The 21,835-nt window shown below is 39.5% G+C and carries 23 protein-coding genes; 18 read left to right on the top strand and 5 right to left on the bottom strand.

Annotation, left to right across the window (positions count from 1 at the left end; all coding sequences use genetic code 11):
- Positions 1-71: 71 nt before the first annotated feature.
- From M3P19_RS10340 to M3P19_RS10325, 4 genes are all read left to right on the top strand, one after another.
- Positions 72-1,205: an SPFH domain-containing protein gene (locus tag M3P19_RS10340; protein ID WP_249657591.1), complete on the top strand. Its 1,134-nt coding sequence runs from the start codon at positions 72-74 to the stop codon at positions 1,203-1,205.
- 3 nt (positions 1,206-1,208) lie between these two features.
- Entirely contained in the window at positions 1,209-2,300 is a 1,092-nt protein-coding gene (locus tag M3P19_RS10335; RefSeq protein WP_249657590.1) for a TFIIB-type zinc ribbon-containing protein, read from the top strand.
- A gap of 113 nt (positions 2,301-2,413) precedes the next feature.
- The gene (locus M3P19_RS10330; RefSeq protein WP_249657589.1) at positions 2,414-3,358 is read left to right on the top strand and encodes an SMP-30/gluconolactonase/LRE family protein; all 945 of its coding nucleotides are present in this window, start codon (positions 2,414-2,416) and stop codon (positions 3,356-3,358) included.
- Positions 3,359-3,361: 3 nt separating this feature from the next.
- Positions 3,362-3,775 carry a hypothetical protein gene (locus M3P19_RS10325; RefSeq protein ID WP_249657588.1) on the top strand — a complete coding sequence of 138 codons (414 nt, stop codon included), beginning with the start codon at positions 3,362-3,364 and terminating at the stop codon, positions 3,773-3,775.
- Between the two features lie 7 nt (positions 3,776-3,782).
- On the opposite strand, the gene M3P19_RS10320 is transcribed toward M3P19_RS10325, so the two are convergent.
- Complete coding sequence (locus M3P19_RS10320) at positions 3,783-4,817, bottom strand: lactonase family protein (protein ID WP_249657587.1); 1,035 nt, start codon at positions 4,815-4,817, stop codon at positions 3,783-3,785.
- Positions 4,818-4,968: 151 nt separating this feature from the next.
- On the opposite strand from M3P19_RS10320, the gene M3P19_RS10315 reads away from it, so the two are divergent.
- The 3 genes from M3P19_RS10315 (at position 4,969) to M3P19_RS10305 (ending at position 7,671) form a co-directional block, all read left to right on the top strand.
- Positions 4,969-5,988: an AraC family transcriptional regulator gene (locus M3P19_RS10315; RefSeq protein ID WP_249657586.1), complete on the top strand. Its 1,020-nt coding sequence runs from the start codon at positions 4,969-4,971 to the stop codon at positions 5,986-5,988.
- A gap of 74 nt (positions 5,989-6,062) precedes the next feature.
- Entirely contained in the window at positions 6,063-7,238 is a 1,176-nt protein-coding gene (locus M3P19_RS10310; RefSeq protein ID WP_249657585.1) for a PQQ-dependent sugar dehydrogenase, read from the top strand.
- A 4-nt stretch (positions 7,239-7,242) separates the two neighbouring features.
- On the top strand, positions 7,243-7,671 hold the full coding sequence (locus tag M3P19_RS10305; protein ID WP_249657584.1) for a nuclear transport factor 2 family protein: 429 nt from the start codon (positions 7,243-7,245) through the stop codon (positions 7,669-7,671).
- A 6-nt stretch (positions 7,672-7,677) separates the two neighbouring features.
- On the opposite strand, the gene M3P19_RS10300 is transcribed toward M3P19_RS10305, so the two are convergent.
- Positions 7,678-9,063: an MATE family efflux transporter gene (locus M3P19_RS10300; protein ID WP_249657583.1), complete on the bottom strand. Its 1,386-nt coding sequence runs from the start codon at positions 9,061-9,063 to the stop codon at positions 7,678-7,680.
- Complete coding sequence (gene hemH / locus M3P19_RS10295; protein WP_249657582.1) at positions 9,064-10,095, bottom strand: ferrochelatase; 1,032 nt, start codon at positions 10,093-10,095, stop codon at positions 9,064-9,066. It lies immediately after the preceding gene.
- A 123-nt stretch (positions 10,096-10,218) separates the two neighbouring features.
- Between hemH and M3P19_RS10290 the strand changes: the two genes are divergently transcribed.
- Positions 10,219-11,064 carry an N-acetylmuramoyl-L-alanine amidase-like domain-containing protein gene (locus tag M3P19_RS10290; protein ID WP_249657581.1) on the top strand — a complete coding sequence of 282 codons (846 nt, stop codon included), beginning with the start codon at positions 10,219-10,221 and terminating at the stop codon, positions 11,062-11,064.
- Here the strand turns inward: M3P19_RS10290 and M3P19_RS10285 are convergent.
- Positions 11,050-11,796, bottom strand: a complete 747-nt coding sequence (locus tag M3P19_RS10285; RefSeq protein WP_249657580.1) for a ThuA domain-containing protein — start codon at positions 11,794-11,796, stop codon at positions 11,050-11,052. The two genes, M3P19_RS10290 and M3P19_RS10285, sit on opposite strands and share 15 nt — an antisense overlap.
- 9 nt (positions 11,797-11,805) lie before the next feature.
- Positions 11,806-12,684: an AraC family transcriptional regulator gene (locus tag M3P19_RS10280; RefSeq protein ID WP_249657579.1), complete on the bottom strand. Its 879-nt coding sequence runs from the start codon at positions 12,682-12,684 to the stop codon at positions 11,806-11,808.
- Between the two features lie 209 nt (positions 12,685-12,893).
- On the opposite strand from M3P19_RS10280, the gene hemA reads away from it, so the two are divergent.
- From hemA to M3P19_RS10230, 10 genes are read left to right on the top strand one after another with little or no spacing between them, the layout of a single operon-like run.
- Positions 12,894-14,150, top strand: coding sequence for a glutamyl-tRNA reductase (hemA, locus tag M3P19_RS10275; RefSeq protein WP_249657578.1), 1,257 nt, complete (start codon positions 12,894-12,896; stop codon positions 14,148-14,150).
- Positions 14,147-15,073, top strand: coding sequence for a hydroxymethylbilane synthase (hemC, locus tag M3P19_RS10270; protein WP_249657577.1), 927 nt, complete (start codon positions 14,147-14,149; stop codon positions 15,071-15,073). The genes hemA and hemC overlap by 4 nt, the downstream gene beginning before the upstream one ends.
- Positions 15,051-15,716, top strand: a complete 666-nt coding sequence (locus tag M3P19_RS10265; RefSeq protein WP_249657576.1) for a uroporphyrinogen-III synthase — start codon at positions 15,051-15,053, stop codon at positions 15,714-15,716. The genes hemC and M3P19_RS10265 overlap by 23 nt, the downstream gene beginning before the upstream one ends.
- Positions 15,709-16,728 (top strand): uroporphyrinogen decarboxylase, encoded by a 1,020-nt coding sequence (gene hemE / locus M3P19_RS10260; protein ID WP_249657575.1) that lies wholly within the window; start codon positions 15,709-15,711, stop codon positions 16,726-16,728. The genes M3P19_RS10265 and hemE overlap by 8 nt, the downstream gene beginning before the upstream one ends.
- 16 nt (positions 16,729-16,744) lie before the next feature.
- Positions 16,745-17,296, top strand: coding sequence for a GNAT family N-acetyltransferase (locus M3P19_RS10255; protein WP_249657574.1), 552 nt, complete (start codon positions 16,745-16,747; stop codon positions 17,294-17,296).
- Between the two features lie 12 nt (positions 17,297-17,308).
- Positions 17,309-17,803: a DUF6973 domain-containing protein gene (locus tag M3P19_RS10250; RefSeq protein ID WP_249657573.1), complete on the top strand. Its 495-nt coding sequence runs from the start codon at positions 17,309-17,311 to the stop codon at positions 17,801-17,803.
- Positions 17,800-18,702: an oxygen-dependent coproporphyrinogen oxidase gene (hemF, locus tag M3P19_RS10245; protein WP_249657572.1), complete on the top strand. Its 903-nt coding sequence runs from the start codon at positions 17,800-17,802 to the stop codon at positions 18,700-18,702. Before M3P19_RS10250 ends, hemF begins: the two co-directional genes overlap by 4 nt.
- Before the next feature lie 16 nt (positions 18,703-18,718).
- Positions 18,719-19,507 (top strand): PhzF family phenazine biosynthesis protein, encoded by a 789-nt coding sequence (locus M3P19_RS10240; RefSeq protein WP_249657571.1) that lies wholly within the window; start codon positions 18,719-18,721, stop codon positions 19,505-19,507.
- Between the two features lie 15 nt (positions 19,508-19,522).
- Positions 19,523-20,512: a porphobilinogen synthase gene (gene hemB, locus M3P19_RS10235; RefSeq protein ID WP_249657570.1), complete on the top strand. Its 990-nt coding sequence runs from the start codon at positions 19,523-19,525 to the stop codon at positions 20,510-20,512.
- Between the two features lie 23 nt (positions 20,513-20,535).
- Complete coding sequence (locus tag M3P19_RS10230; protein ID WP_249657569.1) at positions 20,536-21,825, top strand: serine hydrolase domain-containing protein; 1,290 nt, start codon at positions 20,536-20,538, stop codon at positions 21,823-21,825.
- Positions 21,826-21,835 lie beyond the last annotated feature (10 nt).

The following is a 21,835-nucleotide window of genomic DNA, read 5'->3' as shown; positions in this document are numbered from 1 at the left end:
TTGTATACGAATAGATTGTGAAAAGGTTTTCCTTTTCATAGTTTTAAAAGACAAATAACAAACACTGAACCATGGATATTTTTAGCAAAATCAAGGAAAAACTCTCCCACGAGTTTATTGATATTATTGAGTGGCTGGATTACACCGATGACACCATTGCACACCGTTTTGAACGTTACCAAAATGAAATTAAGAATGGAGCCAAACTCATTGTTCGAGAAGGTCAAACAGCAGTCTTTGTAAACGAGGGCCAATTGGCTGATGTATTTGAACCGGGCACCTATGATCTGACTACAAAAAACCTTCCTATTCTTGCCACATTGAAAGGGTGGAAATATGGCTTCAATTCTCCGTTTAAAGCAGAGGTGTATTTTGTGAACACCCATTTGTTCACCGATGAGAAATGGGGTACCAAAAGTCCAATCACCTTAAGCGATGACCGTTTTGGCTTAGTTGAGATTAGGGCATTTGGCACCTATGCCTTTAAAATTGCTGATGCCGGTAAATTTATCATTGACATTGTTGGTACCGACAATAATTTCACAAATTTCGAAATCAATGAACACCTAAAAAGTCTTATCGCAACACGATTTACGGATACGGTTGGTGAAGCAAATCTACCCATTGAACTGTATGCTGCAAATACATCAGAGCTATCAGAGACTTGTCAAGAAGTAATGCAACCTGAGTTTCTCACCGTTGGTATTTCCTTGGAGAAATTCTATATCGAGAATGTTTCGATGCCTGAAGATCTCAAGAAAGAGATTTTTGAATACAGTCGCATCGATAAATTGGATTTAGATAAACTTACCAAATTCAAAACTGCTAAAGCTATTGAGGCCGCTGCCCAAAATGAAGGTGGTACCGCAGGTGCTGGAATGGGGATGGGAATGGGATTTGTCTTGGCCCAACAAATGGGCGGAATGATGGGAGCTACATCACAGACGAACGTTCAGGGTACCCAACAAATGGGCGCAGTGCCTCCACCAATGCCTGTTTCTGTCCAATATTTTTATGCAGTGAATGGAAGCCAACAAGGTCCAGTTAGTTTTGAGCAATTACAATCCCTTTTTGCCAACAGGACCATTAATAGAGACAGTCTTGTTTGGAAACAAGGAATGGCAAATTGGTCTGCTTTAAAAGATGTTGAAGAGCTTAAATCATTCTTAGGCGGCAATACGCCTCCTCCTCTACCTAATAATTAATCTTTGGAGCCATCAATCCAAAAAACTGAGCTTAAAAAACCTTGTTCAAACTGCGGAGCTGAGCTTAAATACAAACCTGGGACCACAAATATTAGTTGTGAATACTGTGGTCATGAGGAGCTAATTGAAGTCAGTGAAACCGGTTTTGAAGAGCTGGAACTATATCCGTATTTGAAGGAAATGGGTGCGCAGAGGCACAGCGAGGAGATTTCCATGTTGCATTGCAAGAATTGTGGCGCAAATCAACATGTGGAGGAAAATTATAAATCCCTGCATTGCGTCTACTGCAGTTCTCCATTGGTTATTGAGGATGCGTATAAAGAAGAGTGGATTCTTCCGGGTGCTGTCCTTCCTTTTCAAATTGAAAAAAAACAATCTTTTTTAATCTTCCAGAAATGGGTAAATAAATTATGGTGGGCACCGAATAAACTAAAAAAGGCATCTCTAGATCCCCAATTTACCAAAGGACTTTATTTACCGTATTGGACGTTTGACGCTCAATTGGATGCCAAATACACTGGACAAAGAGGTATCTATTATTACGAAACCAAAAAAGTGCGCAATGCCCAAGGCAAGGTTGTTACCAAAACTGTGCGGAAAACAAGATGGTATCCTGCTTCGGGCCGCGTTTCGGGTTTTGTAGATGATACAATTATCAAAGCCTCGAACCAACGTACTGGAAGAATACCAAATAAAATTGCGCGTTGGGATTTGAAAAAACTACAGCCATTCCATAATAACTTCTTAGCAGGATTTGTCACTGAAAAATATACCATTCCATTGAGCGAAGGGCACTTACGCTCTAAAGATGTTGCAAAGGACATTGCCAAGCGTTGGTGTAGGCGCGATATTGGTGGGGATACACAACGAATATCAAGTATGGATATGCGATTGACAGATGAAACATTCAAGCATATTTTGTTGCCTGTTTATGTCAGTGCATATCGTTACAAGGGAAAGGAATACAATTTCTTTATCAATGGTGAAAATGGACAAATTTCTGGATCACGCCCATACAGTTTCTGGAAAATTTTCTTCGCCGTTATCTTCGGATCGTTGCTAATAGGTGGAATCGTATTACTGGCGCAGAACTAAAAACACTTCCGTGATTTTTCGTATTTCTGAGCCACTTCAGCTTTAACAATACTTTGTATTGCGACTGTTCAAATTTTCACTAAACTTGATAACACACTCAATCAGAAAACTTTATGAGAACACTTGCACTTTTGTTGCTCTTGATTCCATTGAAAAATCTTGGCCAGAACAATGTACAAATCGTAACGCTACCCTTCGAATCCAACCTTATTCCTGAAGGTATTGCAGTTGATTCGGATAATGAAAGAATATTCATAAATAGCATAAAACACAGTAAGATTGTCCAAAGTGATTTTGAAGGGCGAGACCATTCCAATTTTATTCAACCGGGCGAATTTGGGTATTTGCAAGGTTTTGGAATGACCATAGCAAAGGATACCCTTTATGCATTGGGTAATATGCTACCCAAATCAACAAATCGGTCCATCTTATTACTCCTAGACAAAAACACTGGAAAACACATTCGCTCATACACTTTAAAAGATGCTGGCTTTGTATACCTCAACGATATAGCCATTAGTCATATGGGGGATATCTATATCACGGACTCTGAGAGCAGCGATATTTATACAATAGATGCTAAAACAAATCAATTACGTGTATTTGTTTCGCTCGAAGATTTGAAGCACTCCAACGGAATTGCAATTTCTGAGGATGGTACTTATCTCTATTTTGCCTCCTATACCACAGGCATACGTGTTTTACATATTCCCAGTAAGAGCTTGGTCAATCAACCTAATAATTATAAGGGTATTGATGGGCTGAAATTCCATAACAAGACACTAATTGGAATTGTAAACGGTAGACGTGATTTTACACTTAATGGCATCTATCAATACCAATTGAGTCCAGATTTGAATGAAATTACGCAAGCGGAAAAATTTGCCTCATTTGAAAACGAAGCCGACCTACCGACTACTTTTGATATCCTCAATGATCGTATGTATTATGTTTCTGATTCCCAACTGAGAAACCTAGATCAAGAAACCAATTCAATCATGGACGCTTCCAAGTTAAAATCGTATCAATTGGTTATCCGGTCTTTAAAAAACAACTGAAAAATGCAAATATCCAGGAAACTACTTCCCTTACTTATCATCATGATTTTGTTGTTCCCTTTAAATGCACAAGTGGAAAATCAAGTGAAATCCAAAAGTTATTGCACGGAAATCGGTCGGTTCGATTTGCTTTTTGATTCAGATGAAATTGCTGGGTCCTATCTACTGAAACACAAAAATGCCTTGGGTGGTATTTGGGGAAAATTAGAGGGGCATATCATGACCGGCAGATGGATTGATGCAGATGGACAAGGTGATATCATTCTAACTTTCAATGACGATTATAGCTTTTTTGCTGCGGATTACCGCGCAGATGACGAACCAGAAAAATGGTATAAAAATACCTGGCATGGTGCCTTAAGGCCCGATGACAAAGCAGTGTTTACAAGAGAAGGCCAAACGTATACTTGCGAATAGCTAAAGTTTAATCTTCCAAAAACTCCAAACAAACAGGTCTGGGAAATTTCAGTTCGTGCGAGAAGACCAAAGTGCCATTTACTTTATCCCTGTTAAATACAGTGATATTGTTGCTACGTTGATTCGCCACTAAAAGAAAATCTCCGCTTGGGTCTATACTAAAATTTCGAGGCCAGTCACCCTCTACTGAAGTTCGTCCAACCGTTTCCAATTTGCCTGTTTCAGCATCAACAGACATAACCACGATTGTATTTTCACCTCTATTGGATCCATATAAAAATTTTCCGTCTGCGGATAAATGGATGTCCGCACAAAAACTCTCCCCTTTAAAATTATTGTCCAGCGTGCTTAGCAACTGTATTTCCTGATATTCAGAATTTGAGTCTTTTTGAAACACCGTGATAGTGGAATTCAGTTCATTGATTACATATAGAATTCCAGTATTCCCAAAGGCAAAATGCCTTGGGCCTGCACCATCAGGAAGATTCAAAGAGGCTTGTTTAGCTGGAACATAATCTTCCCCCTCTCGGTCGTAAACTTTTAGGGCGTCCAATCCTAAATCGGAAACATAAAGCTTTTGCCCAACAAATTCCCCCATATGTGCATGCGATTTTTTTACCGTATCCAGTACTTTGTGATCAATAAATTGGACTTGGGAAGACAACGAGCCATCATCTTTTAGTTTATGAATGGAGATACTTCCTCCTGAATAATTTGAAGCTACTGCATAACCATCATTGGATAATGAAACATGACATGGATGTGCACCTCCCGTACCCATACTATTCAATTGTTCCAACATGCCATTTTGTAGCCGAAACGCACTTATTCCTCCACCCAAACTATCAAAATCCGCAGTTTCTTGAATGGCATACAAATTCTTTTTGTCACCTGAGATTTTTAAATAGGAAGGATTGGGCAATGCGGCCACTAAAGTCTGCTCTGAAAATTGCCCATTCGCAGCATCAAAGGTGAACCGATAAATGCCTTCGCTATCACCATTGGTATAGGTGCCAACAAACAAATTATAGGTTTTCTTCATTTCTTTTTTTTCGGTACAAGCCGTTCCCAAAACAAGGAGAACGATTATTGGTAGGAGGTTAAATCGCATTTGAATCTTAGAGTTTTCATAAAAATAAAAACTAAAAATGGATTGATAATTTTCTTTTTGTTGGACTTGCTATTTTTGAACCATGCATCAGGATGTTCTTTTATTGGTCTTAAGTTGCTTGGGGATAGCACAAGCGCTATTCCTGGTGACCTATCTTACCACCAAAATGAAAGGCAATGACCATTCAAATCTATTTTTGGCCTTAATCATTCTTGGTCTTACCATTCGAATTGGAAAATCGATTCTGAATGTCTATTTGGATTTAGAACCTTGGCAACGGAACCTTGGCATTTCGGGCATTTTACTTACCGGGCCATTTGTGCGATTTTATAGTTTAACACTATTCCATTCCAAAACGAAGCTTAACAAACAAGAATATTTGCATTTGATTCCATTTGCAACTTTTGCCCTATGCAGTTACTGGATTCCGAATGATGCACGCCCTATTAGCGTTGTGATTTATCTTTTGGTGTTTCTGCATCTGGCCATTTATTTAATAGTTGCATTAACCATTTACCGCAATTCACGTAAAGAGGTTCACCCACAAAAAGCTTCATGGTTTAGGAATTTGTGGTTGGGCATAGCGTTAATGTGGTTGTTCTATATGGGGAATTTGGCACGCGTCATCCCATTTTATATCAGTGGAGCCGTTTTCTTTTCATTCCTAATCTATGTTTTTTCCTTCTTGTTTCTTCAAAAGCATGCTTTTCGGTTGGGCAAATACAATAGCTCAACATTAGATGAATCTAGCGCCGCGATTTTGGTTAATCGCATTAAAGGCCTTATGCAAAAAGAAGAACTATTCACCAACCCAAATTTAACATTGGATGGCATGGCGACACTTTTGGATACTACACCACGAAAATTGTCTCAAGCCATTAATGCCGTTGAACATCGAAACTTTTCTGAATTCATAAATAGCTTCCGAATTGAAAAAGCAAAACAAATGCTTACAAACCCTGAACATCATGGGAGTAAAATTGCCAGTATTGCCTATGATTGTGGCTTTGGAAATGTGACTTCGTTCAATCTAGCATTTAAGGCCTACACACATATGACTCCATCTGCATATCGAAAACATATGCAATCCCAATTGACATGAAATCGTTTTAAGAATCATGATTTTTAAAGAATTTCCGAAAGGATATGCGCTCATTTGCACTAAACATTTCGCAAATGAAAAAACTTCTTCCATTTCTGCTCCTTTTATTTATTGGATGCTCAAACAATAGGCAAGGAAAAGATGAAGGACAGCACAAAATTATACCGGATAAGAAAGTCGTTCTAGAAGGACTCAACCACCCTTGGAGTATTGCATTCTTAACTGAAACAGATGCATTGATTTCTGAAAAAGATGGGGATTTAATCCGCGTTGATTTGAATTCAAAATCCAGACAAATCCTAAAAGGATTTCCTGATGACCTAACGGATAGTATACGTGCAATTCATTTTGGCGATAACTCCGGAATCTTTGAAGTTTTGGTAGATCCGGAATTTGAAAAAAATTCCTGGATTTACTTTAGTTACGCAGCAAAAAAGGAAGGACAAGGGACTACCACCAAAGTGGTAAGGGCAAAGTTGGCCAAGGATTCATTGTATGATCATCAAACACTATTAGAGGCTGCACCCTTCACCAAAGAGTATTTCCATTATGGCGGAGGAATGGTATTTGGTGGTGATGGTAAATTGTATATCACTATTGGAGAACGACTTTTTTGGGAAAGGGATGAACCTGAAATTCCAATTGCTCAAGATGTAACCGATAAGCGAGGGAAAATTTATCGTCTTAATCCTGATGGAAGCGTACCGGATGATAATCCCGATTTTGGACACAAGGCTGTTCCTGGCGTTTACGCCATGGGTATCAGGGCTGCACAAGGTATTACGGTTCAACCTGAGACCAACAAAATCTGGTTTAGTGAACATGGAACCATACAAGGTGATGAAATAAATCTCCTAAAAGCAGGCGCCAACTATGGATGGCCCAACGTGACCTCTGGCAGGCTTAGAAGCTCAGATTATACTCCCCCAAAATTAGAAGGTGTTTCCTTTACCGCTCCAATCTGGTTTTGGCCACATACAGTGGCTCCTACCGGTCTTACATTTTATACTGGAGATGAGTTCCCCCATTGGAAAAACGATTTGATAGTCCCGGGTCTTTCACGTGGTAGTTTATGGCGTTTTCATATCTCAGAAGACACCATTAAAAGTGTGGAGGAATTGTTTATTGATGACCGAATACGAATTCGTAAAGCGCGTCAAAGTCCAGACGGAAAATTATACCTCCTAACGGACGAAGACAATGGAAAACTAATCCAAATAATCCCCAAAAACATTAAATCTCAATTATAGAACCATGAAAAAAATGATTAGTACTACTTTACTGCTCGCATTTACTTTTTCAGCGATAGGACAAACTACAGAAGAAGATGCAATTCGTGTAACCCTTGAAGCCTACCTTAACGGATCATCACATAGTGATATGGAACAAATTACTTCCGCCTTTTACCCAGAAGCGGATTTGTTTCTATCAAAAAAGGATCAGGAATTGTGGATACTTAGTCCGCAAGAGTATGCGGAACTCTTCAAAAACAGGGAAAAGGGAAAATTCAATGGTCGTGTTGGTAAAATCTTGGCTATAGATCATCAAAACACTATTGCAACGGCCAAAGCTTCCATTGAAATTCCTTCAAGGAATATGACTTTTATTGATTTGTTCCTCCTTAAAAAACTGAATGGCGAATGGAAGATTATCAGCAAGGCTGCGACCTTGATGGATCAATAAAACAGATTAAAGAGCGGGATTCAATTTGGTTTTTATTTCCTGTCGCAGATAGAATCCGGTAACAATCGTTGCCAGTACATCTGCAATGGGAAATGAAAGCCATACCCCTAACTCTCCCAAAATGGATGGTAAGATCAATATCAACGGAATAAAGAAAAACCCTTGTCTTGTAAGCGTCAACAACAAAGCTGGAATGGCTTTTCCAACGGCTTGAAAATAAGCTGCCCCTATCAGTTGTAAGGCGATAATGGGTGACGCGGCAAACACCATGCGCATAGCATTTGGTGCATGTTCCATAACAAATGCATTAGTTGCCAATTCTTCTGCTGGCAAATTATCTTTATTACTCAAAAACAGTCCTGTTATGGCATCCGGGAAGACCATCAGGCCAACAAACACCAATGTTGCCACAAGCGATGCATATTTAATTGCCGTGTAAATCGACTGCTTCACTCGCTCATATTTTGCTGCTCCATAATTGAATCCTGCAATGGGCAAAAACCCTTGAGTAACCCCGAACACTGGAAAAAAGGCAAACATCAGCATTCTTCCAATTATGGCATAGACTGCCACCATTGCTTCGCCTCCCAAATTGAACAGTATGTTGTTCATCAAAAGATAAGTTACACTGGTTACCGCCTGTCTGGATAAGGTTACGAAACCTAGTGACCCAATTTCGGAAAGTATTGGCATGCTAAACACAAAGTGCGACAGTCCAATCTTCAACTCGGAATTTCTGGATAGAAAAAAGTACAAGATGTAGCCAAAACAAAGTAAATATCCAGCCGTCGTAGCCCATGCGGCACCATGCATGCCCCAATCAAAAACATAGATGAAAAGGTAGTCTAAAAACAAGTTTCCCACGGAAGGAATGATCATGGCGATCATGGCAAATTTTGGCTTGCCTTCTGCCCGGATAACCGTGTTTCCCATCATGCACAAGGCAAGGAATGGCACCCCATATAAAACGATCGTGTAATAAATCTTGGCCATAGGGAATATACTTCCCTTTCCTCCAAATGCCGGTATCAAGAAATCAATAAAATAAAGCCCTAATACCACCATCCCCACGGTAAGTAGCAGCGTAAGGGCAATTTGATTTCCAAATGTTTTTAGTGCCTTTTGTTTATCCCCTGAACCCAATGCCCTTGAAATAATGCTTGAACCTCCAATTCCGATGGCCATACCCAGTGCCGCGATAAAAAATGAGACAGGAAGCACCACATTGATAGCGGCAATGGCAATAGAGCCAATCCAATTTCCAACAAAGATGGAATCCACCAAAACATTAAGGGACATCACCAATATTCCAATGGAAGCCGGCACCGCTTGTTTAATAAGCAGTTTGCCAATTGGCTCCGTACCTAATTGATCAGCGGAGACCTTGGCCATCTACACAGGTAAGCTTTCGTTTTCTTCCCAAGTATTCACCCATTTTGCCATCAAGGCAACCCAATCGTCGTTATCGTTTAAACAAGGAATATGTTTGTAAGCCTTACCGCCAGCCTCTTCAAACTGTTCTTGGCCCTCCATTGCTATTTCCTCCAAAGTTTCTAAGCAGTCACTAACAAATGCTGGCGTAATCACCACAAGATTGGATTTACCATCTTTGGCCAGTCGTTCAAACTCTTTATCAGTAAAAGGTTGCAACCAAGGATCACTTCCTAACCTTGATTGGAAAGAGGAACTTGTTTTTTCTGGGTCAAGTCCCAGCTCTTTTTTCACTAAAGCGGTGGTATCCAAACATTGATGTCTATAGCAGGTATGGTGTGCAACGGAATTAGTGGAACAACACTTATCATTGAGTTGACAGTGAAATTTAGTAGGGTCCGATTTTCGAATATGGCGTTCTGGAATGCCGTGATAAGAAAAAAGGATATGGTCATAATCAAAACCTTCCAATCCTTTTGATATACTATCGGATAGGACTTTAATATAATCTGGATTCTTATAAAAGGCTGGTAAAGTGGTCAGTTGCATATCCGGAAAATGTTCTGCCTGAACTTCCATTGCTTTAACCACAACGGTTTCATATGATGACATTGCATAATGTGGGTAAAGGGGTACCAACAAAATCTCATCCACTCCCTTTTGCTTTAATTCCTGAATAGCACTTTTGATACTCATGGAACCGTAGCGCATCCCTAAAGCAACTGGCATTTTGGTCGCTTTCTGTAATTTCTTTTGGAATCGTTCGGATATTACAATCAAGGGAGAACCTTCCTCCCACCAAATCTTTGAATAGGCTTCAGCGGATTTCTTCGGTCTCGTATTGAGAATAATTCCTCGTACGATAATATTTCGCAACCATTTTGGGGTGTCAATGACACGTTCATCCATTAAAAATTCGTCCAAATAGGGTTTGACATCCTTTGCGGTAGGACTATCAGGTGATCCCAAATTCACCAGTAAAACTCCTTTCATAGCGGTATAGTGGTTTCAAAAGCTCGGTAAAAATACTATTTGAAGCTGATTATAGGATTGAAGATCTTAATTTGTTTCCTATTACTCTATAGATAATCTTAATTTTGATGGAAATCCCATCTCATGAAACACACAATTTCAATTTTGTTGCTCTTATTCTTGGTTCAATTTTCCTTAGGACAAGTTAAGTACACGGCTAAGGATTCGCTTGTATTTTTGGAGAAGGCAAAATTGATATCCACAATTGAAGCCGGATCCAACAGCGAACTAATTCAACAGTTGGGAGCCAGTTTCTTGGATACACCTTATGTTGAGAAAACTTTGGAAATAGGTGACACTGAACAATTGGTGGTTAACCTTCAAGGCTTGGATTGTACTACCTATGTTGAAAATGTAATGGCATTTGGATTACTTCATAAAAACCGCCAGAACAATTTTGAGGCATTCACTGAAAATTTAGAGACCATTCGGTATAGAAACGGAAAGCTAAATGGCTATCCATCTCGTTTACACTATTTTACTGACTGGATTCGGAATAATGAGGGCAAAGGTCTGGTAAGAGATGTCACTTCAGAATTGGGTGGAAGTGAATTGGCCAAGCCTATTGATTTTATGGGCACACATAGGCCACTTTATCCGTTTTTGGTTGATGACAAAAATTACAATGCAATACTTCAGGTTGAGGAAAGCCTTGCCCAACACGCACTTTGTATTTTGCCTCAGGAAAAGATTGAAGCCAATGAAGATTTAATTCAAACAGGAGATATTATCGCCTTGGCTACTTCAATCAAAGGCTTGGATGTAACCCACACCGGATTTGCAGTTCGGAAAAATGGAAGAATACATTTAATGCATGCTTCCATACAAGGATCGGTACGGATAACTGAAGTACCACTAGTGGACTATCTCAAAAAAATAAAAAGCAATATTGGAATAATTGTAGCGAGACCTACCCTACTTTCTCCCTAAGCACCACTCAATTGCACCTAAGAGATGTTGTTTAAAATCAGGGTCATCATATGCCTCTTTTGTGTGACCTAAGCCCGTATAGAATGAACGGCCACCGCCATATTCGTGATACCATGCAATTGGATGGTTGTCGCCATTTGTACCACCGTCATAAGAGGATTCATCCAATTTCATCAACACGTTTACGTCCGGATTAATATCCATAAAATTATACCACTCGTCAAAATGAATCCATTTTTCTTTTAGGTGTGCCGTAGCCGGGTGATTACGATCAACTACATCTATTGTAGCTTTCTGTTGTTGTGGATGATTCTCAAAATATGCACCAACCAATTTTCCGTACCATGGCCAATCATATTCGGTGTCGGAAGCCGCATGGATTCCCAAATAACTTCCCCCTTTTGCCATGTACGCTTTGAAAACTTCTTGCTCTTGGTCGTTCAAAACATCCATGGTTGTATTTAAAAACACAATCAATTTGTAATTCTCAAGATTCGCGCGATTAAAATCCGCCGACGTCTCCGTTTGCAAGGCGATAAAATGATTTTCCCTTCCAAGTTGCCGTAGTGTTTCCATTCCCTTTTCAATGGCCTTATGACGATAGCCACTGGTTTTGCTGAATACCAAAATAAAATCAGGTAAGATCACTTGCTCATCTGAATCCGGATTTTCTTGGGCATTTGAAAAGAAGACCATACTTATGGCCAGAAGGAAAAGTTTGGTGGATTTCATGACTGGATTTTAAGAGCTTGAAGTTAAATATTTTTTGGGTGTAGTGCCATATTTCTTTTTAAATGAAGCTATAAAATGACTAGCTGTACTGTAACCGACTTTTAGGCCCACTTCATTTACATTATGACTCCCCGTTTCCAACATTTTTCGGGCATATTCCATTTTATAGTCAAATAGGAAACCATAGACCGAATCCCCATAAATCTGCTTAAAGCCCTCTTTTAGTTTTTTCAGACTTAACCCAATTTCTTTGGAGAGTTCTGCAAGTGTTGGTGGCTCAGCCATTCTGGAAATCATAATTTCCTTGGCCATCTTTATGCGCCTTACATTGTCTTCATCTGCTAAAAAGGGGCATTGCTCCAAATCGGCATCCTGTGTTTTGTTAAAATATAGGGACATTAACTCATAGACCTTGGCACGTACATACAACTCCTTAATGGATGGATGTAAATTATAATTTATCAACTGACTCAGGACAACCGCCATTGCCGGTGATACCATTTCTTGGGAATAGTACTTCTTTTCTTTATTGTCATCACTTAAAAAAGGGATGTAATTGGCCTCGCTTGAAAACAAAGAGTGAAATTTTCTGATGGTCATGATAACGGAAACCAACCAGGAATTTGGATGCAAATGAAGGTTTAATGGTAAATCTTTTTGGGTATTGTACAGCAGAAGTGAATTTTCCTCAGAAACCTCCAAATGGTAATTACCTTGATTGAAATTGAATTTCCCCCCACCTTTTAAACAAAAATGAAACTGTATAAATGAACTATCAATATCGCGTTCAACATGCTGTGTTTCATCTGTATCATTCTGAATTTTAAGCACATAAAAGCCTTCTTCAATCAATATTTCCTGATATGAACCTTTGGCGACATTTTTCATTTAAATTTCCTCTTTATTTTGGTATTTCACATAATTTAGAATTACTCTAAATAGCATGCTAATTAATCAAAAATACCAATAAAATAAGGTATTTGGAAGTTTTGTCGCTAAAAGACCCTTTATTTGACAGTGATGTGACACTTATTGTTCCGCTAGCGTTATTTTTTAAAATATAGGGAGGTTACTTTTGTGAGCGATTTTAGTCCTTTATGAGGAATTACCATATCTCAAGACATAATTCATTCTATGCGATTGGCCTTAGCTATAAAAAAGCTGATGCGGAAGTCCGGGGGAAATTCAGTTTGGATGTCCCTGCTATAGATCGTATTATGGCAGATGCCAAAACGCAAGGGATAGATGGCCTCCTCGCAATCTCCACTTGCAATCGAACTGAGTTATATGGTTTTGCCCAGCATCCTTTCCAATTGATCAAGCTCCTTTGCGACCAAACGCTAGGTAGTGTGGAAGAATTTCAGGAGGTAGCTTATGTACTCAAGAATCATGATGCAATTTCCCATATGTTTAAGGTTGGCACTGGATTGGACAGTCAAATCCTTGGGGATTTTGAAATTATCAGCCAAATCAAACAAGGGTTTTACCGCGCTAAAAAGGACGGTATGGCCAACCCTTTTATTGAAAGGTTATGCAATTCAGTAATCCAGGCCAGTAAACGAATCAAAAATGAAACAGAGTTGTCTTCCGGAGCAACTTCTGTTGCTTTTGCTTCCGTGAAATATATCCTAAAGCATTTCCCGGATATCAGTGAAAAAAACATCCTGCTTTTTGGTACTGGAAAAATTGGCAGAAACACCTGCGAAAATTTGGTAAAGCATTCTGACAATTCACATATTACCTTAATCAATCGTACCCGTGAAAAAGCTGAAGAAATTGCCGGAAAGTTTCATTTGACGGTAAAAGATTACGGGGATTTACAGACCGAAATCCGTAAGGCGGATATTTTAGTGGTAGCCACGGGAGCACAATTGCCCACGGTATCCAAAGCATTGATTTATGCGAAAAAACCTTTGTTGATATTGGACCTTTCGGTACCCAAGAACGTTTCTGACGATGTATTGGAATTGGACAATGTTTCATTGGTGCATCTAGACCAGCTTTCCCAAATTACCGATGAAACCCTAAACAAAAGGAAAACATTTGTGCCCAAGGCGGAAGCAATTAATGAAGAGGTGAAAAAGGATTTTCTAAAATGGTTGGAAACACGAAAATTTGCACCTGTGATAAACGCCTTAAAGGATAAATTAAATACCATGAAGGCCGAGGAAATAGATTTTCAATCGAAAAAGATTACCGATTTCAATGAAGATCAGGCCGAAATTATTTCTGGCAGGATAATTCAAAAAATAACAAAGCAATTTGCCAACCACCTAAAAAGTTCAGGCGTAGACACTCAAGATAGTCTAGAACTCATTCAAAAAGTTTTTAAGCTAGAAATCGATTCAGAATGAAGAAAATCATCCGAATCGGAACACGCGATAGCGAATTGGCGTTATGGCAGGCCAATACAGTTCAGGAAAAACTGGAAAGTTTAGGGTTCGACACCATTTTAGTTCCCATAAAGTCCACTGGGGACCAGGTTTTGGACAAACCGCTTTATGAACTAGGGATTACAGGAATTTTTACCAAGACCTTGGATATTGCAATGTTAAAAGGTCAGATTGATATTGCTGTACATTCCATGAAGGATGTTCCTACGCTTTTACCAAAAGGAATTGTACAAGCAGCTGTTTTGGAACGCGAAGTTACCCAGGATATTTTGGTGCACAAGGGCTTGGATTTTCTTGAAAACGAAGGCAATGTCACCATAGCAACAGGCAGTTTAAGACGTAAAGCCCAATGGTTGAATAAATTTCCACATCACAATGTGGTTGATTTGCGCGGAAATGTAAATACGCGACTTTTAAAACTCATAGAAAATGACTGGCAAGGCGCAATTTTTGCCAAAGCAGGACTAAAACGCATCAAATTACTGCCAAAAGATGTCATGGATTTGGATTGGATGGTTCCTGCACCTGCACAAGGAGCAATGATGGTTGTTGCCATGGAAAATGATGCGCATTGTTTAGAAGCCTTGTCGCAACTTAACCATAAAGAAACTGAAGTGGCTACCGCAATTGAACGAGACTTCCTAAGAACTTTGGAGGGAGGCTGTACGGCACCAATTGGAGCTTTGGCGGAAATCAACACAGAACAAGTCCATTTTAAAGGTGTTTTGTATTCTTTGGATGGTAAGGAAAAGATTGAGATTGAACGTCAAATAAAGTTGAATCAAACGCAAGATTTTGGCAGCACATGTGCCAAGGAAATTCTTGCCAATGGCGGGGTAAAACTTATGGATCTGATCAGGAATGAAAACAGTACTCTCCACTAAGGTATTAAGTCCCGCGCAAAAGGAACTTTTTCTCAATTCGGGTATTGGTTTGGTGAGCTACGCAGCGCTGGAAATCGAATATTTGCCCGTCAAGATACCTCAAGATTTTACCCAATTGATTTTCACGAGTAAAAATGGGGTGATAGGATTCTTGGAATCAGTGGACAAGGCTGATATCAAAAAATATACGTGTTTTTGTGTTGGCAGTAAGACAAAACACTATTTGCAAGAAAATGGTCTAGTTGTTGGAAAAACAGCCGAAAATGCCCTAGAATTGGCCAATTATCTTTCAAATCATCATGAAAATGAGTCTTTTTTGTTTTTCTCCGGAAATATGAGAAGACCAGATTTACCAGAAGTTTTATTAAATAATAACGTTCGGTATAAAGAAATCACAACCTATCAATCACATTTAAAACCAAAAAAGTTTGTTAGGTTATTTGACGGCATTCTGTTTTTTAGTCCAAGTGGTATAAAAAGTTATATGCACGCAAATAACCTAGGTGATAGCGTTATATTTTGCATTGGGAATACTACAGCTGAAGAAGCCAAAAAACACACAAATAACATAATAGTAGCGAATCGTCCAACTGTGGAAAACGTACTAGTTCAAGCCATAAAATATTTTAAAGAACATGATTAAGAACGATTTATTTTTAAGAGCCTTAAAAGGAGAAACTGTAAATCGCCCTCCAGTCTGGATGATGCGTCAAGCAGGAAGGTATCTTCCCGAATTCATGGAACTCCGGAAAAAATATGATTTCTTCACGCGGTGTCAAACTCCAGAACTAGCATCGGAAATCACGGTACAACCCATTCGACGCTACGGAATGGATGCAGCCATTCTGTTCAGTGACATTTTGGTCATTCCCCAAGCCATGGATATTGAAGTGGAAATGAAACCTAATTTTGGGCCTTACCTACCAAACCCCATTCGTACAGCAAAAGATTTGGACAAGGTTATTGTTCCCGATGTGCATGAGACATTAGGTTATGTCTTTGATGCCATTAAAATGACCAAGGAAAAATTGAATGATGAAATTCCACTAATTGGTTTCGCTGGTTCCCCATGGACTATTCTTTGTTATTGCGTGGAAGGTCAAGGCAGTAAAAGTTTTGATAAAGCTAGAGGCCTTTGTTTTACACAACCCAAACTGGCGCATTCACTTTTGCAAAAAATCACGGATACCACGATTAACTATTTAAAGGAGAAAGTTAAAGCTGGAGTAAATGCGGTTCAAGTATTTGATTCTTGGGGAGGAATGTTATCTCCAGTAGATTACCAAGAATTTTCATGGCCTTATATCCAACAAATTGTAGATGCACTTAAGGACGAAGCACCTGTAATTGTTTTTGGAAAAGGGTGCTGGTTTGCATTGCGTGAAATGGCTAATTCCGGGGCTTCTGCAGTGGGTGTTGATTGGACTTGTTCTGCTCAAAATGCTCGATACCTTACCGGAGGTGCTATTACGCTTCAAGGCAATTTTGATCCTGCGCGATTATTGTCCCCTCCAGAGAAAATCAAGGATATGGTAACCCAAATGATTAGGGATTTTGGAAAAGACAAGTACATAGTAAACCTAGGCCATGGAATTCTTCCTAACATTCCCGTAGAGAATGCCCAAGCGTTTATTGAAGCAGTAAAATCATATTAAGAATAATACGATTGCCTTGGAAACTGACATTACATTTGGCAACTATAGCATAAGTCCCATCCAAGTAAAAGATGCTTGGCGGTTATGTGATTTTGTTGTGTCAAACGAGTCACGTTTAAAAGAGTACTTTCCAATAACCCTAAGAGAGAATAGTACGCCAACAGTTTCCGAATTGTTTGTTCACAATAAAAGTAAATCCTTTATATCGGGAGAAGAATATATATTCACCATTAAGGAAAACACGAACAGGACAATTATAGGATTGATTTTCGTCAAAGAACTAAGAAAATCTACTAAGAAAGCAGAGGTGGCCTATTGTATAAGTTACCGATTTGAAGGTCAAGGTATCATGAGCCAAGCCGTTAAAGAAATTTGTAATTGGACCTTTGAAACACATGATTTTGATATCCTCGAAATTATTGCGCATGAATCCAATCATGCCAGTATTCGGGTAGCAGAAAAAAATGGGTTTATTTGGAAGAAAACCCTAGAAAAGGAACATACGACTGGAAGCGGTACCATTTTGGATATGCAACTTTACGAATTGGAAAATAACAAATCAGCATAACCAGTATTTTGAATGGGAATGCTACGAACATTATCGCGGGTTGGAATTAAAAATATCGGGAGACTATTGGTCCTATGTCTAAAAAATCCACTTTTCGTTATTCCAACAATTAAGGCAACTCGGCATTGTATTTCAGTTGCAACAGACCTTTATGGTGATGCGCATCATAAAAATGTTCCTGCCAATGGCTTCAGACATGCATATTGGAACTATACGATTGCCTTAAATTGTTATCGAGTGCGCAAAAAAGAAGCTAAAGCTGTGGATTGGACTACAGAAGTTACTAATTGGCATGAAGAGGCCTTCCCAAATGAACCCTTGGCCAAAAAAATGGATTTACACAACAATTCATTGGGTCGGAATGTATTTAAAAAATATAAAGACAACACCCAAGATGAGGTAAAGCGCATCTTGATAGAAATGGTCAAGGAATCCGTTTTTATCGACGATAATTCCAACCTCCAAAATCTTGAAAACAAACTAGTCCATATAATCCAAACCAAATGAAAGAACAATTCTACAATTACATCCAAGTACTGCAGGATACCATCACGAGCAAGTTGGAGGAAATTGATGGCAAAGCCAAATTTGAAGAAGATCTATGGAAAAGACCTGAAGGTGGGGGTGGCCGAACTCGTGTCATCCAAAATGGGAATGTCTTTGAAAAAGGTGGCGTAAATATTTCTGCAGTACATGGCGAACTTCCCAAGAGTATGCAAAACTATTTTGGTGTGGAAGATGCTGACTTTTTTGCCTGCGGGTTAAGTCTTGTACTGCATCCAAAAAGCCCAATGGTGCCTACCGTGCATGCCAATTGGCGATATTTTGAAATGTACGACAAAACAGGTGCCATTGTGGATCAATGGTTTGGTGGAGGCCAGGACCTAACGCCCTATTATTTATTTGAAGAGGACGCAATTCATTTTCATACCGTTTGCAAAACTGCCTGCGACAAACATAATCCAGAGTTTTACCCAAACTATAAGCAAAAATGTGATGACTATTTTTGGAATAGCCACCGAAATGAAGCTCGAGGTATTGGCGGCTTGTTCTTTGATTATTGTAAAAAAACAGATGCGACGAATATGAAAGATTGGTATGCTTTCGTCTCTGAAGTAGGAGACAGCTTCCTTGACGCTTATATACCAATCGTTTTAAAAAGAAGAGTGCTTGAATATTCCCAAAACCAAAGGGATTGGCAGGAAATAAGACGTGGACGTTATGTGGAATTCAACCTTGTTCATGACAAAGGGACCTTATTTGGATTGAAAACCAATGGCAGAATAGAAAGCATACTCATGAGCTTACCGCCACATGTGCAATGGCGTTATGATCATACCCCCGAGGCAGGAAGTCCAGAGGAAAAACTCATTAAGGTACTCAAAAGCCCCAAATCCTGGGTTTAATGATTAGTTTTATACTATGAAACTGACCTTATACCAAATAGACGCTTTTACTGATCACGTTTTTGGAGGAAACCCAGCAGCCGTTTGTATTTTGGATTCGTGGATGGACTCGCAATTAATGCAAAAAATTGCCGAAGAAAACAATCTTGCAGAGACCGCATTTGTGGTTCAAAAAAACAATGTATTTGAACTACGATGGTTTACCCCGGAAACTGAAGTGGATTTATGTGGACATGCCACCTTGGCCACAGCCTATGTACTTTTTAATTATCACGGCGTTCCAGATGACCTTATCAATTTCCATTCCCCGCGTAGTGGGGCCCTTGCTGTTGAACGTCATCCAAATGGAATGATGACATTGGATTTTCCCGCAGATCAAACCGCATCTTTACGCGGAATAACAGAAATAAACAATGCCATTGGCCTCACACCGATAAAAACCATTAAAGGAAAAACGGATTATCTGCTGATCTATAACTCTCAGGACGAGATTGAAGCCATTAAACCAAATTTCCATCTTTTAGATCAATTGGATTGTCGCGGTGTAATTGTTTCTGCACCAGGAAAAGAAGTGGATTTTGTATCCAGATTCTTTGCGCCCCAATGCGGAATTCCAGAGGACCCTGTTACCGGTTCAGCGCATACATCCATGACGCCTTACTGGTCCAAAGTTCTGGGTAAAACCAAACTTACTGCCAAACAGTTGTCCAAACGTGGTGGCGACCTCATTTGTGAAGACTTAGGAGATCGCATTAAAATTTCTGGGAAGGCAGTACCCTATTTAGTTGGAGAAATAAATGTTTAGCATAAACCCAAATACATGTATCCATTAATTCGAAATAGAAGACTACGAACCACTGAAGCCATAAGGAGATTGGTTCGTGAAACCATTGTGACGCCAGATGATTTTTTGGTACCACTCTTTGTAGTTGAAGGGAAAGGGGTCAAGGAAGAAATTCCATCCATGCCCAATTACTATCGCATGAGTTTGGATTATCTGGAAAAAGAAATCAAGGAATTATGGAATATGGGATTGTGCGCCGTATTGCTTTTTGTAAAAGTTGATGACAAACTCAAGGACAATAAAGGAACCGAAGCATTAAATCCAGATGGTTTGATGCAAAGGGCCATAAAAACCGTAAAGTCGGCATGCCCTGACATGTTGGTGATGACCGATGTTGCATTGGACCCGTTCTCATCCTATGGCCATGACGGAATTGTAGCCGAAGGACAAATTCTTAATGATGAAACAGCTGAGGTTCTCGCAGAAATGAGCGTCTCCCATGCTCAGGCAGGTGCGGATTTTGTTGCCCCTAGCGATATGATGGATGGTAGAATCCTGACCATTCGCGAAGCCCTCGAAGACGAAGGATATCAGCAAACAGGTATTATGAGTTATTCGGCAAAGTATGCCAGTGGGTTTTATGGACCATTCAGGGATGCTTTGGATTCAGCTCCAGTGGATATTGAAAATGTTCCTAAGGATAAGAAAACCTATCAAATGGATCCTGCAAACCGATTTGAAGCCATTCGGGAAACGCAAATGGACGTGGATGAAGGTGCTGATATTGTAATGGTGAAGCCCGGTCTACCCTATTTGGATATTGTCCGTGAAATCAAAAATGAAGTTGATGTCCCAGTTGCCGTTTATCAAGTCTCTGGTGAATATGCAATGCTCAAAGCTGCGGCGGAAAAAGGATGGTTAGACCATGACACGGTTATGATGGAACAACTTCTAGCTATTAAACGTGCTGGAGCGAACATCATCGCTAGTTATTTTGCAAAGGATTTTGTCCGGATACATTCCTAACTTCACATATGCAACTACCAACCATGAAAAATCTTGTCCTTCTAGTCGCATTGCTAACAAGTCAAATTGGGCTTTGTCAGTCAAAAATGGAAGCTGAAAATCAGGCTTCTCCGCAACAAGGTAAAACCCTGATGGAATCCAAAGTAGATTCAGTGATGCAACTCGGAATTCATGAAAAAGCATTTCCAGGAGCACAAGTATTGGTAGCTAAAAACAATGAGATCGTATTCCATAAGACATACGGATTCCATACCTATGACAGTATTCAAGCTGTAGCTAAAAATGACATCTATGATTTAGCTTCTGTTACTAAAATTCTTGGGCCATTACCTGCTCTGATGAAGCTTGTTGATGAAGGAAAATTGAATTTGGATGCTCCTTTCAGCACCTATTGGACGTCATGGCGCAACGTAAAGGACAAAAAAGATTTGACGCTTCGTGAAATCCTAAGTCATCAAGCAGGCCTGATACCTTATATCATATTCCTGGATAAAGTGACCAAACAAGGTAAACCGAAACGGAAATACCTCCGTAATGAAAGCTCAAATCACTTTACCAAGCAGGTCTATGACAGTCTTTTTATTAGTGACAGGTACCAAAAGAAAATGTACCGAATTATTAAGCGATCCAAGGTTTCCGATGTTAAAAAATATCGGTATTCTGGATTAAGTTTTCTAATCTATCCAGAATTAATCACCCGATTAACAGGAATGGATTATGAAACTTATCTTCAAAAAACCTTTTACACTCCTTTGAACTGCCAAACATTAGGGTTTAATCCTCAAACCAAGGGTTATCCCAATAAAATTGTTCCAACGGAAATTGACACCTTATTCCGCAAAACTCTGGTGCGAAATTGGGTTCATGACGAAAATGCGGCCTTAATGGGAGGAGTCTCAGGAAATGCAGGCTTGTTTGGTAGCGCGGATGATTTGGCCAAGATGCTACTGTTTTATCAGAATATGGGTCAAACCATGGACGGGAATCAACTAATTTCCCGAAAAACCGTAGCGGAATTTACCAAAATACAATATCCAGAAAATGAAAATCGAAGAGGTTTAGGTTTTGACAAGCCCCTAATTGGCAATGATACCTTGGCGCTTGAAGATGCATATCCATCGCCTAAAACCAGTGCTAAAAGCTTTGGACATGCTGGATTTACAGGCACTTTTGTATGGGCTGACCCGGAAAACCAATTGGTATTTATTTTTCTTTCCAATCGTGTTCATCCCTATCGCACACACCGCAAACTTTACGAGTTAAACATTAGAACTTCGCTTCAAGATATTTTTTATGATGCTCTTGTTGATTGAGCCGTTCCAA

This window comes from Flagellimonas spongiicola, assembly GCF_023502425.1.
GTDB lineage: Bacteria > Bacteroidota > Bacteroidia > Flavobacteriales > Flavobacteriaceae > Flagellimonas > Flagellimonas spongiicola.
The sequence above is the reverse complement of the archived record's forward strand: the minus strand, read 5'-3'. Positions and strand labels throughout refer to the sequence as shown.